The sequence below is a fragment of the Paenibacillus sp. R-74696 genome (genome assembly GCF_055814915.1).
Window position 1 is genome coordinate 114882 of the sequence record NZ_JBPULM010000027.1, and the last position, 16378, is coordinate 131259.

General features: G+C 47.2%; 13 protein-coding genes. 2 read left to right on the top strand and 11 right to left on the bottom strand.

The genetic code is table 11. The annotated features are described in order from the left end of the window. Positions 1-842: 842 nt before the first annotated feature. The 4 genes from ACSR9A_RS10875 to ACSR9A_RS10890 all read right to left on the bottom strand — a co-directional run bounded on the left by ACSR9A_RS10875 (position 843) and on the right by ACSR9A_RS10890 (position 7835). A complete protein-coding gene (locus ACSR9A_RS10875) occupies positions 843-2159 on the bottom strand; it encodes an ABC transporter substrate-binding protein (protein WP_473757253.1) in 1317 nt (438 codons plus the stop codon). A gap of 758 nt (positions 2160-2917) precedes the next feature. Then, entirely contained in the window at positions 2918-3808 is an 891-nt protein-coding gene (locus ACSR9A_RS10880) for a hypothetical protein (protein ID WP_473757254.1), read from the bottom strand. A 211-nt stretch (positions 3809-4019) separates the two neighbouring features. Then, positions 4020-6041, bottom strand: coding sequence for an ABC transporter ATP-binding protein (locus ACSR9A_RS10885; RefSeq protein WP_473757255.1), 2022 nt, complete (start codon positions 6039-6041; stop codon positions 4020-4022). A gap of 45 nt (positions 6042-6086) precedes the next feature. Beyond that, positions 6087-7835 carry an ABC transporter ATP-binding protein gene (locus ACSR9A_RS10890; RefSeq protein ID WP_473757288.1) on the bottom strand — a complete coding sequence of 583 codons (1749 nt, stop codon included), beginning with the start codon at positions 7833-7835 and terminating at the stop codon, positions 6087-6089. A gap of 549 nt (positions 7836-8384) precedes the next feature. On the opposite strand from ACSR9A_RS10890, the gene ACSR9A_RS10895 reads away from it, so the two are divergent. Next, positions 8385-9488: a GGDEF domain-containing protein gene (locus ACSR9A_RS10895; RefSeq protein WP_473757256.1), complete on the top strand. Its 1104-nt coding sequence runs from the start codon at positions 8385-8387 to the stop codon at positions 9486-9488. 35 nt (positions 9489-9523) lie between these two features. On the opposite strand, the gene ACSR9A_RS10900 is transcribed toward ACSR9A_RS10895, so the two are convergent. The 5 genes from ACSR9A_RS10900 to yidC form a co-directional block, all read right to left on the bottom strand. After that, on the bottom strand, positions 9524-10744 hold the full coding sequence (locus tag ACSR9A_RS10900) for a Bcr/CflA family multidrug efflux MFS transporter (protein ID WP_473757257.1): 1221 nt from the start codon (positions 10742-10744) through the stop codon (positions 9524-9526). Positions 10745-10986: 242 nt separating this feature from the next. After that, positions 10987-11223 carry a cold-shock protein gene (locus ACSR9A_RS10905; protein WP_445933771.1) on the bottom strand — a complete coding sequence of 79 codons (237 nt, stop codon included), beginning with the start codon at positions 11221-11223 and terminating at the stop codon, positions 10987-10989. Between the two features lie 343 nt (positions 11224-11566). Further along, on the bottom strand, positions 11567-11899 hold the full coding sequence (locus ACSR9A_RS10910; RefSeq protein WP_341280041.1) for a hypothetical protein: 333 nt from the start codon (positions 11897-11899) through the stop codon (positions 11567-11569). A 33-nt stretch (positions 11900-11932) separates the two neighbouring features. Next, the gene (locus ACSR9A_RS10915; RefSeq protein ID WP_473757258.1) at positions 11933-12631 is read right to left on the bottom strand and encodes a pirin family protein; all 699 of its coding nucleotides are present in this window, start codon (positions 12629-12631) and stop codon (positions 11933-11935) included. A gap of 249 nt (positions 12632-12880) precedes the next feature. Then, entirely contained in the window at positions 12881-13741 is an 861-nt protein-coding gene (gene yidC / locus ACSR9A_RS10920; RefSeq protein ID WP_473757259.1) for a membrane protein insertase YidC, read from the bottom strand. Positions 13742-14199: 458 nt separating this feature from the next. On the opposite strand from yidC, the gene ACSR9A_RS10925 reads away from it, so the two are divergent. Continuing rightward, on the top strand, positions 14200-14946 hold the full coding sequence (locus ACSR9A_RS10925; RefSeq protein ID WP_473757260.1) for a hypothetical protein: 747 nt from the start codon (positions 14200-14202) through the stop codon (positions 14944-14946). Positions 14947-15094: 148 nt separating this feature from the next. On the opposite strand, the gene ACSR9A_RS10930 is transcribed toward ACSR9A_RS10925, so the two are convergent. Next, positions 15095-15511 (bottom strand): glycosyltransferase, encoded by a 417-nt coding sequence (locus ACSR9A_RS10930; protein ID WP_473757261.1) that lies wholly within the window; start codon positions 15509-15511, stop codon positions 15095-15097. Positions 15512-15644: 133 nt separating this feature from the next. After that, the gene (locus ACSR9A_RS10935) at positions 15645-16292 is read right to left on the bottom strand and encodes a hypothetical protein (RefSeq protein WP_473757262.1); all 648 of its coding nucleotides are present in this window, start codon (positions 16290-16292) and stop codon (positions 15645-15647) included. Positions 16293-16378 lie beyond the last annotated feature (86 nt).

Here is a 16378-nt window from a genome sequence, read left to right on the forward strand (position 1 = left end):
AAAGTAACGACTTCTTTTAAATTGTCGCTATGAAGAATAAAAATAAATATCACAGCAAGGTAAATAGTAAGATTGAAACAAATTTTTAATAATTCTAAAAATAGAATGAGTACAAATTTAATTGTTATTTTACTCCATTCGTTTCTCCAACGAATTTTCAGCCTCCACTTGAGCCATACCAACAATGAAATATCAGTCATCTCCATACATTTTTAGTATTTTTTCCATTAACTTCATAAATAAGATTATTACAAATTTAAGGAACTGTCAACCATTTTTCCAATTTTAATTCAATATTTTTAATGTCTAAATCCTAATACCCAGATTATATATTACTATGTTTGAGTCAATAGAAATTCTTCGCAAATGACTGTCGAAAAAAACAGAATATTGTCTAGTTATAATTATTTATTATAACAAAAAATGTTATAACTTTTCCGAAAAAGAATGATTCCAAGAGTATTTTTTACCAATCAATTTCATCCATTTAGCTCTTGACTTGCTTTTACATATCTCAGCAGTTAGTTGCGGTGCTTGAACAGGACGTACGGTGTGGAGCATTTACAAACCTCTACCGATCCGATTGGCAAGGAAATACAAGGAGCGATAGCGATATTTCCCATGAATCTGAAACGAATTTTGAAGCTCATAAGCTAAAAGGAGCTTGCAACCTAGCAACGCTAACGCTAAAAAAGACGACATTCATTCGCAAAGCTCCGAATAATGTCGTCTTTATTGATGTGTTTGCTTCCTATCTTCGGGGAAGGGTAGGTTTTTCAGTGGCCTCGACATTTCCGAGAGATTTCGACATTGCTACTATAATCCTCATTTATTCAAAACCCTCATTTAGCATCCACCTGTCTTAGCGACCCATTCAGTTCTTCTTCGAATGCTTTTAATGCGTCCTGAACGCTTATGTCACTAGCGACAATGTCAGACATATATGTGGGTGCAATTTCATCCAATTTAGATATTAGTGGAAGTGGAAGTTCGCGAAATTGATTAATTAACGTGTTATTTACACGAGTAAGCTTATAAAATGCCGCTATGTTTTCATCCTGTTCTTCACCAATAATCCTAGCGGGCAGTTCTGTAACATTGATTTGAGGAAGAATCTTCCCATAATCGTTGCTGGCAATATATTTTATAAGTTCCCATGCCTGATCAACTTTATTGGAGTTTTTAGGTATGGAAAAAATCGCATTCATGTATATTCCATTCTCCATACCAGGGTTCTCTGGGCTAGCTGGAAAGGGTACAACCCCCCATTCGAACTGATTATCAGAATTTTTATTTTTCATTAATGTCTGAAGCATGGTCGATTCATCAATTGCCATCGCAATGTTTCCAACAAGGAAAGGGTAGGTCTGTTTCTCCATTTCACTAATTACCGTTGAGTTGCTGCTTACGCTTTGACTTCCATCATAGCAAACCTGATTCTTGAAACACTTTGTGACCCCGTCAAATATTTTCTCCCAAGAAGGGGAGCTCAATGTAAAGGTATTCTGATTATAAAAGGATAACCCACTGCTTTCACCAATAGTTAGCGCCATCATAAAAGGTGTAGATATGCTTTTATAATATAAGCCCGTCTGGCGATCTTCTTGACCTTCTTCGCCGGGGAACCGCTGTGCCAACTCAAAAACATCATCCCACGTTACTTGATCATTCGGATAAGCGACGCCATTTTGATCAAAGAGCTTTTTGTTATAGTACAACGCTTTCCCTGTAAAAGCTGCTGAAAGCCCATACAACTGATTTTGATCATCAGTTAAAAAATCAATCACCGCAGGGGTATATGTTGTAAGATCAAATTTATCTTTTTGAACAAAACCTTCCAAAGTGGATAGCTCGCCTTGATCAGAAAGAATGGCATAAGTGTCCATATCACTTGCTATTACATCCGGATTTTCTGTGGAGATCAGCTCTTGAATAGAGTCTGTTATATTTTTATTATTTTCAAGCCTTTCCATTATCGACACAACATTTAATGTGTAGTTTGGATGGGTTGCCAAGAAAAAGTTTCCGTAGGTTTGGTTAAAAGCTTGACTATTAAAGGCAAGCACCTTTAAGGATTGCTCTTCTTGAGGCCCTTTATTTGCAGTTTGACAGCCTACCAAACATAACAATATAATCCATATCAAATTATATTTTTTCATTTATATATCCCTCACTTTTTTATCCAATGGAGAAGCTCGGCCACTTCTGGTGGTGGAAAAAGCAAAGATGTCGCATTTGGCTTCACAATCCGTCATACAAATTAATAATAGTACTTGATTTGGAAATCAAGAAAAATATGCCCTTTCAATTATACCATCACATTCCAATTTTTTCCTTTCTTTTCATCATATAAAGACACATTCCATCCTTTGACGAATCAAGGCTGGGGAGCCACAACATGCGATTGTTGCTGAGACCCCGCAGCCTAGGACGCTCATTCCTTTTTTGGAGGACTGAGATTCCCCTATTTTGTCTTTTGATCCGATTTCAAGCTGTAAGCGGACAGGAGATTCGTTATTGCCCTTATCATCCCAGCAAAATGGTCATTTGCAGCGCGATAGCGACTCCTGAGTCCGCAGCCTGTGCCTTAACCCGTGATCCGGTTGAAATAGCGGCTGCTGTGTCCACCAAGTCTATCTTTGTGCAGGGATTAGCTCCTTGAAACGAAGAGCATGAAGTAGCCTTTCGGTGCGTAGGATTCAATCAGAAGGTGTGACATTCCCAGTAGTAGAAGCGATACGTTTGTCGCTGGCTTCTATCATGATCTGATTCACTTACTTTTGCATACACGCCCTGGAATACTTATTCAAAAAGAAAAAATTTCTATTCCTAATCAACAAATAGGCTGCGTGAAGGTCCTGTTATGAACCTTCACACAGCCTATTATTAATAGTTTTGCCCTACACTGTATACCTTATTAAGCTGTTTGATCGGCAGGAGCAGTTGCCGCTGCATCCGTAGATTCTGCTGCCGCATTATGCTTCCCGTGCTTGCCTTGACGTCCCTTCCCATCGCCTTCCGGCTTCTTGAACTCGCCATTAACGAACTGGGTAACACGCTCCGTGAGGGCAACGATTTTCGCATCATATTGCTCCTGTGTCAGCCTGCCATCCGTGAGGGCTTGATCGAGCCGTGCCTTTTCTTCACTTCCTTTTTGGTCAATCACTTTTTGCACGTCTACGCCTTTTTCAGTCGCAATAGTCGCCAGCGATTTGCCAGCCTTCAGCTCTGCTTTTAGCTCATCGACTGTCATACTAAGAACGACCGCTGTTTCCTCGCTGGCGAAGCCACCCTTACCGAATCCGCCTTTGCCGCCGCCACGTTGGCCGCCTTCACCGCCAAGGCCAGCTTTGCCATTCGAATCCAATATTTTATCAGCTATTGCCGAGCTATCCCATTGCTTGTCTGCTTTTGTCGCACCCAGCGTCTTGTCTGAATTTTCACTTTGAAGCTTTTCTTGGCGAGCAGCAGCAGCTGCATCAATCCATTCCACCAGCTTGGCCTTCAGCGTCTCGCGGTCTACGCCCTGAGCGGAAGCGACCTCGGCAAGCGTTTGCGTTTGGAGCTGCGCATCCAGCGTCGCTTCATCAAGAATCAAATACTCAGCAAGCTGCGTTTTCCACTGTCCAAGACCGAAAAATCCGCCCTTGTGCTTGCCTGCTTCACGCGTTTTTCCGCTTCCATCCGCTTTGCTTTGCGTGTTTGTATCCGTTGAAGCAGCATGGATAGCCGGTATGGCCAGCGCACCTCCGCCTAAGACCAGCGATAATGCAATTGCGCTTGCGACGATCGTTTTCCTACCCTTCATGACTGTATTCCACCCTTCAGTTGAATTTGCCTTACATTTCCTATCATAGGCATCCATTCTTAGCTCAGTTATAAACCCAGCTGAATATTACCTGAAAATCATGAGGATTTATTCAGAAAAAAGCACAAAAAAAGACGGAGCCTCATCAGCTCCGCCCTGCATCCTATACGATCCTGCTCCATGCTCATTTTCGAAAATAAAGCTTTCAGCCCTACGCCGTTACAGGCGCTCCCAGCTGCAATTGATACATCGCGAAGTATTTGCCGCTATGCTCCATCAGCTGATCATGGCTGCCCCGCTCGACGATCTCGCCATGATCCAGCACCAAAATTTGATCGGCCTGGCGTATCGTCGACAGGCGATGGGCAATAACGAACGTCGTGCGCCCTTTTTTGAGCACATCAAGCGCCTCCTGAATAATCGCCTCTGTCTCGGTATCGATGCTCGCAGTCGCTTCATCCAAAATCAGAATCGCAGGGTCATACGCGAGCGCCCGGGCAAAAGAAATCAGCTGGCGCTGGCCCGCGGACAGCGTGCTGCCCTTCTCGATAACCGGCGCATCGATGCCGCCGGGAAACTGCATAAACATCTCGTAGGCGCCAACATCGCGCAGCGCCTGCTCTACCCGCTCCCGGCTAATTTCCGGGTTGCCTAGACTGACGTTCGACGCGATCGTTCCCGTGAATAGGAACGGGTCCTGCAGCACGATGCCCATATGCTGGCGCAGCTGCTGCTTCGGAATATCCCGCACATCGCGTCCATCAATTAAGATGCTGCCTTGCTTTAAGTCATAGAACCGGAACAGCAGGTTGAGAATGGAGCTTTTGCCGGAGCCAGTGTGTCCTACAAGCGCTACCGTCTCGCCTTGGCGAGCGACGAAGGAAATGTTCTTGAGCACATAATCTTCTTTTTTATAGGCAAAGGTCACGTCCTTGAACTGCACTTCGCCCTTGTAACGCTCGATTTTACCGCTTGCAACGTCAATGCCTTCTTCATCCATCAGCTTGAATACACGCTCCGCTGAAACGCGTGCCGTCTCCAGATTGGAGAGCTGGTTCACCACGCCGACAATCGGCTGGAACATCCGGTTCATGAGATCAATAAAAGCATACAGCGTACCGACGAGCAGCACTGTGCCGAACCAATTGCCCCAGAACATCCAAATGACAACCAAAAACATAATGTTGCGGATGACCTGAACCATATTATGCGAGGTGATGGAATTTAAATGAAGCAGCTTGTTTTGATATTTAAAATAATGATTATTCAGCTCATCAAATTCCTCCATCGTCTCTTTCTGGCGGCGGAAAGCCTGAATGATCGGCATCCCTTGAATGGCCTCATTGATCATGCCGTTAATTTCGCTGAGCTTAGCTCGAATAACCTTATTGTAATGCGCCGCAAAGCGGCGATATACCTTGATCCATACGAGCAGCAGCGGCACAAGCGGCAGTGCGAACAGAGCCAGACGCCAGTCGAGAAAGAACAATGCTACATAGATCGCCGACATATAAATGATGGCTGAGAAAAAGTTCGCCAATACCGAAACATACAGCTCTCGCACCGCCTCGGTGTCATTCGTAATGCGTGATACGACTTGGCCTGCGGCCAGTGTATCGTAATAATTGACGGGCAGCCGCTGCGTATGCTCGAATACATCATTACGCATGCGGCGGACGATGCTGTTCGCTGACGTCTGCAGCAGCAGCCTTTGGCCATAAGTCAAAAATCCGCCTATGAGCAGCAGCACGCAATAAAGCGCCGCAAGCTTAATAATGCCCGGTGTTTCCGGCTTGTAGAAGGCGAACAGCTCTTTTGCGGACAAGGCGGTTACAGAGAAAGTAACCACCTCTCCTGTCGCTTTGCTCGTAAGGGTCATCTGCTGCCCCTCTACCTTGCGTTTTCCATCCTCGAAGGGCAGCTTCCCTTCAAGCCAATAAAACGTTCTTCCCGACTGCAATATCCGCACACTATCACCCTGCGGCTCTCCAGCCGACAGGTGATCCACGCGTTTGTACCATTTTCCATTATGCTCAACCGCGAAGCTGTCCTGCTTCGCCGTCTCATACCATGTCTTCTCAATGCCAAGTATGTTTTGGTCGATCATGCGTTTGGCAATGAACGGTCCCGCGAGCTCTGCGGTTACCGCTAACAGCAGCAGCACAAGAGCTCCAATAATCGGCTTCTTATATAGCATGGCGTATTGAAACAATCGTTTACCTGTTAAGCCCATTGTCCCTAGCGCCCCCCATTTCCTTTGCTTTTCTTACGTTGTATATTAGGACTCAATAATCGACTCCAGCTGCTGGCGATCATATTGCTCCTTGTACCAGCCGCCCGCTTGCAGCAGCTCCTCATGAGTGCCTTCCTGCACAATGCGGCCCTCATCGAGCACAATAATCCAATTCGCATGCTGAATCGCGGACAAGCGGTGCGTCGTAATAAGCGTCGTTTTGCCGGCACGCTCTGTGCGGATGCCCTCGATAATTTCCGCCTCCGTCTTGCCGTCTACGGCAGACAGCGCATCATCCAGCATTAAAATTTCCGGATCGGCGATGAGCGCACGCGCAATACTCACACGCTGCTTCTGCCCGCCTGAAAGGGCAACCCCCTTCTCACCGACCATCGTTTCCAAGCCTTCAGGCAAAAACTGAATATCCTTGGCAAAGGAAGCCCGTTCCAGCGCACGCTGCAAATCCGCTTCGCTCGCCTCTCCCTTCTTCCCAAACCATATATTGTGGCGAATTGAACGGGAGAACAGCACGGGCTGCTGCGGCACATAGCCGATCCAGCCGAGCAAGCGCTGGATTTCGAGCTTCTCAATGGGTACATCCGAGACGGAAATATTTCCGTGTCCAATTGGATATTCGCGGAGCAGCTGCTTGAGCAATGTCGTTTTGCCGCTTCCTGTGCGGCCAACAATACCTAACGTCTGGCCTTTGCGAATCGAAAAGGAGACATTAACCAAATTATCGACCTTCGACGAAGGGTAACGGAAGGTCACCTTACGGAATGAAATCGTCTCTGGCTCTTCCACTGCAACTACTTCTGAAGCATCCTTTACATCCGGCTTGTAGTTTAGTGATTCGTTAACCCGATCAAGCGAAGCATTGCCCCGCTGCATAACGTTAATCAATTCTCCGATCGCCAGCATCGGCCAGATCAGCATCCCCAAGTAAATATTGAACGAAACCAGCTCGCCCAGCGTAATTTCACTTTTGAACACCATGTAGCCGCCATAACATAAGCCGATCAAATAGCTGAGGCCGATAAGAATTTTCATCGTCGGCTCGAACAGCGCATCGATGCGGGCAACCGCAATATTTTTCTCATAAACTTCGTCCGTCTTGCGGCTGAACTGCTGCTGGCTCGCTTCCTCCTGTACGAAGGCACGAATGACGCGCACGCCAGACACCGCCTCCAGCACCTGGTCATTCAGCTCGCCGAAGGAATCCTGCGCCTCCATGAAGCGGCTGTGAATTTTGCCGCCGAAATAGCTCATCGCCAGCGCCATAAGCGGCAGTGGCAGCAGTGCAGCAAGCGTCAGCTTGAAGCTGATTGTCGCAATCATCACCGCGAGAATGGTGAACATAAAGAAGGTCGAGTCAATGAGCGTCAATATGCCGAAGCCTGCTGTGTTAGAGACAGCCTTCAAGTCATTCGTTGCCCGAGCCATCAAATCGCCAGTACGATTACGCTCAAAAAAGGTCGGCGACATTTTCATAAAATGCTTCATCAGTTGGGAACGCATAATGCGCTCCAAAAGGAAGGACCCACCGAATAATTGATAAAACCAAATATAGGACATGATATAACCTACAATTGTTATGGCAATCCAGCCGCCAATGATGAAATAAAACTCTTTGTCAGCAAGTGATCCCTGCGAAATGCCATCAATGGCATAGCCCGTCATCCAAGGCGGAATAATATCCAATACGCCAACCAAGATGAGCAGCACGCCCGCTATCGCGTAGCGCTTCCAATCCATTTTGAAAAACCATCCAAGCTTCTTAAGTACGATAAACATAGCGCTGCTTTGATACCTCCCCATATCCATCCAAACGTTTATTTTTCCCACAAAAAAAGGAAACGCATCGGTTACACGATACGCTTCCTTCGCATGCATCATCGACCTCTAGCGGGTCGAAGGCATTGAAAAAGGCGCACGGCTGCATCGAACGCAACCATACGCCTTTGATTTATGGGAAAGCTCCCTTATTCATCAAAGAGAATTAACGCACGGATGGATTACGCTCATTAAATTGTTATTTACAAAATCAAACTCTGTTGTGAGATGTGCAGTAAATTTACGCATGAGTCATAATCCTCCTTTCAAGTTGTTTAATCTTCTGCCACTTTAACACCGCTTGTAAATGCTGTCAATACCTTATTTTGAAAACAGTTGTGCCCATTTTACGGGTTTACAAGGTTCATTTTACCTTAATAAGCATTTTTCAACAGCAATCCTCTAAATTTCGCATGAATAAGTGTCGAATTTGCAGGATAGCAGGAATGGTCTGTCGAAGCTATTCAGCTAGCCATCTAACGAAGGCACCATTTTGGAAAAGAGGCAGATATGTTCAGTCTATCTTCATTACCCCGCCATGATTCATCAAGCTGGTATCGCATTATGCTCAATGTGTATTGGGTATTATGTATACTAGCGCTTACCTGTCAATACACGATATTTGCTCTCCAAAATACTGCATCGGATGAAACCTTTTTCTCAAACCGACTATTTTCATATGACATCCTGCTACAAAACATCCTCTTGCTTCTCGTTATGGTGTCCCTTGAAGTCATTATCCGCTATGCAAGCCGCTTTATTGAGAAAGCACTCATTATCGGCGCTCATCTCATTACGATGAGCTTCTTATTTTTTTTAAACGCCCAGCTTTTGACAGCCCCCGCCCTGCTGCTGCTTCCGATGCTGATTACGGTGTTATTTTTGCGGCCTTATTATTTATTTGTTTCTTTGCTCGTCTCGATGATTTATCTATTTTATATTTATTTTTCTTATTATTATGATGAAGGATTTACTGATCTCGATGCCTTCTTCTTCGCGGGTATTCTAATTGCCACAGCACTAGTAGGATTCGCAATTATTCAACGGACGAGAGACTTGCTTGTCACGCTCAACCGTACGCTTAAATCCGAGCAAGAGCTGCTGATCAAAAATATCGTGATGGATCGAATGTCGAAAATCGACCCGCTTACCGATCTGTATAACCATAAAACATTTCATGAATATGTGGAAAAGCTCATTGAATACCAAGAAGCTAACCCGTTCAACTTCCAGCTCGCGATTATAGATATCGACAACTTCAAGCATGTCAATGATACTTACGGGCATTGGGTTGGCGATATTACGCTTAGACAGATGGCTGCGACGCTGCTGAAGCACTTGAAAACCGATGATTTTGCCGCCCGTTATGGCGGGGAAGAATTTATACTCATTCTCCATGAAGAGAGCCTGGAGAAGGCGCTTGCGCTCGTTGAGAAAATTCGCGTGTCCATCGCCCAGACCAAAATCGCCGAAATGGACAATCATTCCGTCACCGTCAGCATTGGCCTGCACGAGCATCTCCCTGGCGAATCCAAAGAGGCGAGCTTCCAGGAAGCGGATCAAGCCCTCTACGATTCGAAAAATAGCGGCAAAAATAAAACGACTATCCGATAACTTGCTCGGATAGTCGTTTTTGTGCTGGCCGACGTCTAGCGCACGCTCCCTCTACGCGCCATAAACACATAGAACAGCACAGCGATGATGCTTGATGCTGCAATAACGATGCCCATCGGAAGCGCCGTGTGGCTGCCGCCCAGACCCACCAGCGGCGCAGCAATGGCGCCAATGACGAAGGATAGCAAGCCAATCAGCGCCGAGGCGCTTCCGGCTGCTTTGCCTTGACTTTGCATCGCCAGCGTAAAGCTCGCCGTCTGGATGACGCCGACGCTGGATACGACGAAGAATAGCGGAATAAGAACGGCTATCAGCCCAAGATCAGCTAATATGACGAGCAGCAGCGCGACACCGCCAATGGATGCCATGCTGAGCCCAACAATGAGCAGCTTCGTTTCGCTCACCTTTCCAGCCAGCCTGCCAGCAGTTTGGCTGGCAATAATGATGCCAACACCATTAATAGCAAAGCATACACTGAACATCTGCGGCGAGACGCCAAAAATCTCCTGCAGTACAAACGGAGAGCCCGATATGTAAGCGAACATCGCCGCGGTTACAAAGCCTTGGGAAAGCGCATAGCCCATAAATACGCGGTCCCTGATTAGTGTACCGAAGGTGCGCAGCGTGCTTTGCAGCCCACCCTTTAATCGATTTTGCTCCTGCAGCGTCTCCCTAAGCCCGAGCCACGACGCAAACAGCATTACAATCCCAATGGCGCCAAGCACAAGGAAAACGCCGCGCCATGATGTCCATTGCAGCACTTGTCCGCCCGCAATCGGTGCTGCTATTGGCGCTACCCCGTTCACCAGCATAAGCAAGGCGAAAAACTTCGTCATTTCGGGCCCGTCATACATATCCCGTACAATCGCTCTGGACAGCACAATGCCGGCTGCCCCGCCCAAGCCCTGCACGAGCCGCAGCAGCACGAACGTCTCAATCGAAGGCGCGACGATACATAGCACCGAGGCTATAACGTATACGATGAGTCCAATCATAAGCGGCTTTTTTCTGCCATAAATATCGCTTAAAGGTCCAATGATGAGTTGACCCACTGCAATACCAAGCAAGCAGGCTGTCAGACTCAGCTGCGCCATGGAGGCGCTAGCGCCAAAATAATTCGCCAGCTCCGGCAATGCCGGCAAATACATATCAATGGATAACGGAGCGAAGGCAGCCAAAGCGCCAAGCAGCAGCGCCATCCTTATCCGTACAGAGGAAATCGGCTGCTGCTTCGAAATCAACACCTGTTGTTTCATCAAATTGTCTCTCCATTTCTATCTTCCATTTACGTGCTTATATTCTGTAACAATTATAATTACAACGCGCGCTAGGTGTCAATGCTTGGGCGTTACGGCGTTAGGGCATTAGTACATTAGGACATTAGAGCATTAGTGGGGATCAGCGGCCTTAGCCTGATCGATTTGCTCAAAGAAAGGGCGCCCAATTGGACGCCCTTTGCTTGAATCGGCCATATATTCGGCTAATTCGATTATTTGGTTTATTCCGCTACTGGAATGCTGTTTTTCGCCCGATTTATATCATTGGAGTTGACGAGTTGTGGCAGCATCTTCTCCGATTCTTCCATAGGAGAATTGCATTGCAGGCAAGTGGGCGACTGCTCGAACGAAAAGTTTGCACGCATCCAGCCATTGCAAACATCACTCGTACAAGCCCATATTTTCGTGCTGACCTCAGGGACTTCCTCTTGAAACTTTTTCCGACTATAGATCGTCAACGCCTCCTTTAATTGGACATGCTATTGCCATGATAAACCTGTTCCTGCTTCTAGCGTTTGATAAATTACGAAATTCCATACATAGGAATTGAACGCAAATGATTACCAGCCGCCTCGAGCCCAAGCATTGAATCGTTGTACATCTGATCATCGGTACGCCTGAATAAGATAAACCAAGGCACCCTGTCCTTCATTCGCATAAAGGATGTATATGCAGCAGCGGGCGATTTTATTAAAATATAAGAAAGTATAAGCTTTCTCTTTATACTTAGCTTATATTTCACCGTGAAACGTTAGCATTACCGCCAGAAGACGGCGACAGCCGTTTCACCTTGGCCCCGCTTTACAGCTTGTAGCCGTAGTTATGTGGAATATATTCAATCATCGCTTTCGCCTTAAACGCAAGCTTGCGTTCAACAGCTTGAAAGCTGACGGATTGTTCCTGTACGTAGAACCAAATTTTGACCGTTGGCTTATCCTCATGCTCTTGGAAAAGAAAGACGTTCAGCTCTTCCTTCCACGCAAGCAGGTTGCCCAAATCAAGCTCCGGCGGCGTCGTGACCGTGAACGCCCATAAATCAGCAGCCTGCTCAATGTGATAATGAACGTCATACTTGCTGGAATCTACAAAGGTTCTTCCTCCAACCGCATGCTTGATTAGTAACGTTTCCTTCATCGCTTTCTCCCCCTCGCGCAGAAAATTCCGTCCTTAAGGCATATCAATGAGCATGACGAATGTATCTTCCTTCGCCTTGATCAGAATTTCCGGTTCAAACTCCGCACGAAGGCTGTCCTTCGCCATCATATTAATGTTATTGACGTCGGCAGCGCCCTCGATCAGCATCAAAAACACACGCCGGCCTGCCTTTTGGCTGTAATAAAGGCGTTTTCCTGCCTCAACACGGCCCAAATGAATCGACATGTCCTGATGAATCATCGCTGTGCCGTCCGTCCCTTCCGGCGTGACAATCGGCAGAAAAGCATTGACCAGCTTCTCCTGATCGTACCGATGCACCTCATAGGAAGGCGTCAGCCCGCGCTCGCGAGGCATAAACCATAGCTGCAGAAAATGTCCCTCTTCGGTTTCTGAATCATTGTATTCTGCATGGACAATGCCGGAGCCCGCTGTCATCCTCTGGATTTCCCCGGCAGAGGTAACCTCCATATTGCCCAAATTATCCTCATGCTTAAGGCGGCCTTTCAACACAATGGTCACAATCTCCATGTCGCTATGAGGATGCGCTCCGAAGCCACGGCCCGGCGCAATCTCATCTTCGTTGCATACACGCATGACGCCGAACTGAGCGTTATCCGGATCATAATAATCACCGAATGAGAAGCTGCGTGAGCCCCTCAACCATCCAATATCAAAAAAGTTCCGCTCGTTCGCAGGATAACGCTTAATCATCGTGCAAGGCCTCCTTTTTACACTTAACTGTCCGCATGCCAAACCATACCTTACACTTATTGTATCATACTTCGTTCAAAACTGTCCCATGCAGCTCCTCAACTTCTCTGCACGCGACTTTTCATTCCGCTTGGAGGCTTCAGCCGGATCGAATTCTAAATTTCTCTACAGCGCTGTCCTTTGCTCTGAAAATAAAAAAAAACGCCCCGAGGGTTGTGAGGCCTCCGGAACGTCTATTGTATATGGAGCTTAAGTTTTTGCAGGAAGCTTTTTACCTTTTGCTTTCTTCTGCGTTGGCGCTACAGCCTCTACTACTGGCATAACTGGCGTTATAGGCATCGGGTACAGCCGCTTCGAAAGCATGGTTTGTAAAATCATGAACACTCCGCCAACGACCCAATAAAGCGGTACAGCAGCAGGTGCGGTAAATGAGAAAATACCCATCATGATCGGTGAAAGGTAACCGAACAGCGCCATCTGTTTTTGCTGGGCAGGGTCCATGCCGATTTGAGAAACGCGGAACTGCACATAATAGATAGCAGCGGCGAGAAACGGCAGGATGTGATCCGGCGCACCGAGCTGGAACCAGAGAAAGGAATGCTCCGCCAGCTCCGGCGTCATTTTGATTGCATAATACAGTCCCGACAAAATCGGCAGTTGAATGAGCATCGGAAGGCAGCCAATGGCAAGCGGATTAAACTTGTGCTCGCCGTACAGCGCCATCGTTTCCTTTTGCATATTCGCCTGCGCTTCAGGCGATTTGTCATTTTTGTATTTTTCCTTGATTTGGTTAAGCTGCGGCTGCATGACGCTCATCTTCTGCTTCATTACCTGCTGGCTCTTGGATTGGCGAAGCATAAGCGGAAGCAGGGCCAGACGAATGAGCAAGGTAATCGCAATAATCGCCATGCCAAAACTGTCGTTAAAAAACTGCGCAATGTGTTGAATTAAATAAGAGATGGGGAATACAACGTAATGGTTGAAAAATCCTGGTGTCGCTGAGTCAATCGTTCCATTCGCCGCACCACAGCCGCTAATGATGAGCAGCAGCCCGATAATAAGGATAAAGCGGTATTTTTTAAGCAATTCCATTGTATATTTAGATAACATATATATCCTCCTCGTTTGTTTGGATGTTGCTTCACAAACGAGGAGCTGCAATCTGTGGGATCACCATCAGGCGCTTCTTTTCTTTTTACTTTTCGTACAAGCCAGAGGGCAACGGTATGAGCCCGCTGAACCGTTGGCAAAATACGTGCAGGTGCTGGCGCATGAACCTTGTCCTTCGACCATCGGGACGGCTCGCTTGCAGCATGAAAAGTGAAATACGCTGCATAAGCGAACGTGCAGATAATGCTTACAGAGAAAAAATACGGTATAATATCATGCAGCTCGAGCAGCTTCTTCACCTCCAGACTCAAATCGGTTACTCTTGTAGTATAAAGCAACCATTCCTGATATTCCCTCGTCTAAAGTCTAGGTACTACCTGCACCAGAGACTGTTATAGCGAGGAGCTCGCAGGCGATAAAATAGATCTAGTCATTATTATACTGGGAGGTAAGCTATTTTGTATATCACCTTGGTTCATCTTACGCTTGGTTGTTTATTCCTAGCGCTGCTGTTGTCTTGGATTGCCGGTAATAAGGCCTCCTCCCTGCTCTACAGCAAATCCGAGCAGCAGCTGCACCAGCGTGCCAAAGACTTAATCATTTGGACAATTGTACTGTCCATCCCAGCAGCAGCGGCATTGGGCGGAGTCGTCACCATGGCCGTCAAGCTCCCACCGGATTATGATTTGGGCATGCTCATCTGTGTACCGATCCTGACCCTGTCGCTTGCGCTGCTGTGGGCTAGAAGCATTCCCAAGCTGCTCAGAATGCGCAAAAACACAGGACGGAAGTCCAGCGACCCATTGCCTGTACGCATGCTATATCGCGCTTCAGAGCCCGCGTTCATCTTGCCTTACCAGCTGCTGTCGCTCTGTACGCTAACGATCTTTTACCTGACCTTATGCGTTGCTGTATCGCTGCATTCGATGCCACTTGCTCTCCCGCTTTCGATGCTCGGCTTCGCTGCTGCCGTTCTCTGGATGATTCACGGCGAACGCAGCAGCAGGGTGACCTTGCCGAAAGCGAAGCTCCAGCGCCGTCCAAGCGAGCGCATGGTACGCAGGCTGGCTGTAGCCATTGCTATTGTGCTGCTTGCAGGAACTCCTTATTACAATGCTTTTGACAAAATCGATTTGCCGGAAGCGCTCACCATGACCAACAGCGCCGACAACCTGCACTCATTCGGTTTTTACATTGAACAATAACAGAGCAGCAAACGGCCTCCTTCTACGGGGCACATCGGGACAAACCTGTGCTATGCATAAATGACATCGCTCCAGTTAAAAATAACCCTCGCCTAATAAGGCGGGGGTTATTTGATGCTAATGAAGAACCATTCAGTTGTGCTAGTTATTAGCATGCGGCACTCTCCGAAGCAAAATCCCAAAGCGGGGAATGGGTAAAGCCTTCCTTAGCCCGTACAACATAAAACGGAGAAGCACCCTGCAATCCCGCACTGACGCTGCGGAAGCGGTCAGATACCTCCATGACGATCTTCTGCTCGCCCGAAGCATGGTCTGCTCCTGCGGCAACTGCCGCATCATAACCAAAGCTGCTGGCGAAATGGATCGCACGTACCCGAATATCTGCTGCGCAAAAGACTCGAAGCATATCTGCTGAGCGATCCGTGCTGTTGTCATTCACAAAAATCAGTTCGTAATTCTCGCCAATGGGCGGAATAATTCGTTTTAGCCGCTTGTAGGTGTCGTAAAGCATTTGCTCATCATTATACACAGGAATGACTACGGAATAAGTGACTGGCTCACGCATAACAGGTCCCCTCCCGGCTTCGAATGCTGTTTTAACAGCTTATCCTTCTACTATACATGATTTTTCTTAAGATTCCCTTAATTCTAACTGATCATTTTTCATGAATTTATGATGAATTTTGTCAGATTGTTCCTTATTCACCCAAAGCAAACCAAGTTTCCACCGGCTTGAAATATAGATGACCATCGGACCATGGCTGAAAATGCAAATCCATTCGCGATTCGCTCCAGTCCGCAGGCGTTCCACTTGTCTTTAGCTTGCGCGGCAGCACCGGCTCCTCCACGACAGCCGGAAATTCCTGATAGCCGAATAGCAAATTTTCATGCAGCGCGATGATTTCATATTTGGGACCATGAAACGCGTGCTCCTCCTGCAGCTGGTAGTGGAAATAAATGTAGCTGGCGACCATCTCCGGCTTCAAATGCGCCACACGCCCGACGCGACGCTCCACCGCTGCCTTGCGCCGCCAATGCTCCGGGCTTGCTGGCGCATTGAAATGAAACACATCAATCATCGGAATCCATAAGCGCTTCTCGGCCTGTCCGGGCCATGGCTCCAAGTAACTGCCGAGCTCGCGCATGAGCTCCTCGGGCGCTGGCGGTTCATCCATCAGGCTTTCTACATATAAAAAAAGATTCCGCTCCCATTTAAACAAGGCCGCTGTCATGAATTTGCCTTCCTCAATCCAAGGAAGCAGCTGCTCTCTCAAGCGTTCCACAGAAGCGAGCGCTTTCATTTCTTCATCTGCAAGCAGCTGAGCCCGCGCTATCACTCTTTCCATCGTCGTCCCTCGCTATCTTATGCTATATTAAATGCCAAGCATGCTTATGCCTAATTGCACTAATTAAACGTTGAACGGAGTGACTT

Excerpts from the sequence above, each read along its gene's own strand:
- ACSR9A_RS10875 (WP_473757253.1), bottom strand. The coding sequence starts at position 2,159 with ATGAAAAAATATAATTTGATATGGATTATATTGTTATGTTTGGTAGGC.
- ACSR9A_RS10880 (WP_473757254.1), bottom strand. The coding sequence starts at position 3,808 with ATGAAGGGTAGGAAAACGATCGTCGCAAGCGCAATTGCATTATCGCTG.
- ACSR9A_RS10885 (WP_473757255.1), bottom strand. The coding sequence starts at position 6,041 with ATGGGCTTAACAGGTAAACGATTGTTTCAATACGCCATGCTATATAAG.
- ACSR9A_RS10890 (WP_473757288.1), bottom strand. The coding sequence starts at position 7,835 with ATGTTTATCGTACTTAAGAAGCTTGGATGGTTTTTCAAAATGGATTGG.
- ACSR9A_RS10895 (WP_473757256.1), top strand. The coding sequence starts at position 8,385 with ATGTTCAGTCTATCTTCATTACCCCGCCATGATTCATCAAGCTGGTAT.
- ACSR9A_RS10900 (WP_473757257.1), bottom strand. The coding sequence starts at position 10,744 with ATGAAACAACAGGTGTTGATTTCGAAGCAGCAGCCGATTTCCTCTGTA.
- ACSR9A_RS10910 (WP_341280041.1), bottom strand. The coding sequence starts at position 11,899 with ATGAAGGAAACGTTACTAATCAAGCATGCGGTTGGAGGAAGAACCTTT.
- ACSR9A_RS10915 (WP_473757258.1), bottom strand. The coding sequence starts at position 12,631 with ATGATTAAGCGTTATCCTGCGAACGAGCGGAACTTTTTTGATATTGGA.
- yidC (WP_473757259.1), bottom strand. The coding sequence starts at position 13,741 with ATGTTATCTAAATATACAATGGAATTGCTTAAAAAATACCGCTTTATC.
- ACSR9A_RS10930 (WP_473757261.1), bottom strand. The coding sequence starts at position 15,511 with ATGCGTGAGCCAGTCACTTATTCCGTAGTCATTCCTGTGTATAATGAT.
- ACSR9A_RS10935 (WP_473757262.1), bottom strand. The coding sequence starts at position 16,292 with ATGGAAAGAGTGATAGCGCGGGCTCAGCTGCTTGCAGATGAAGAAATG.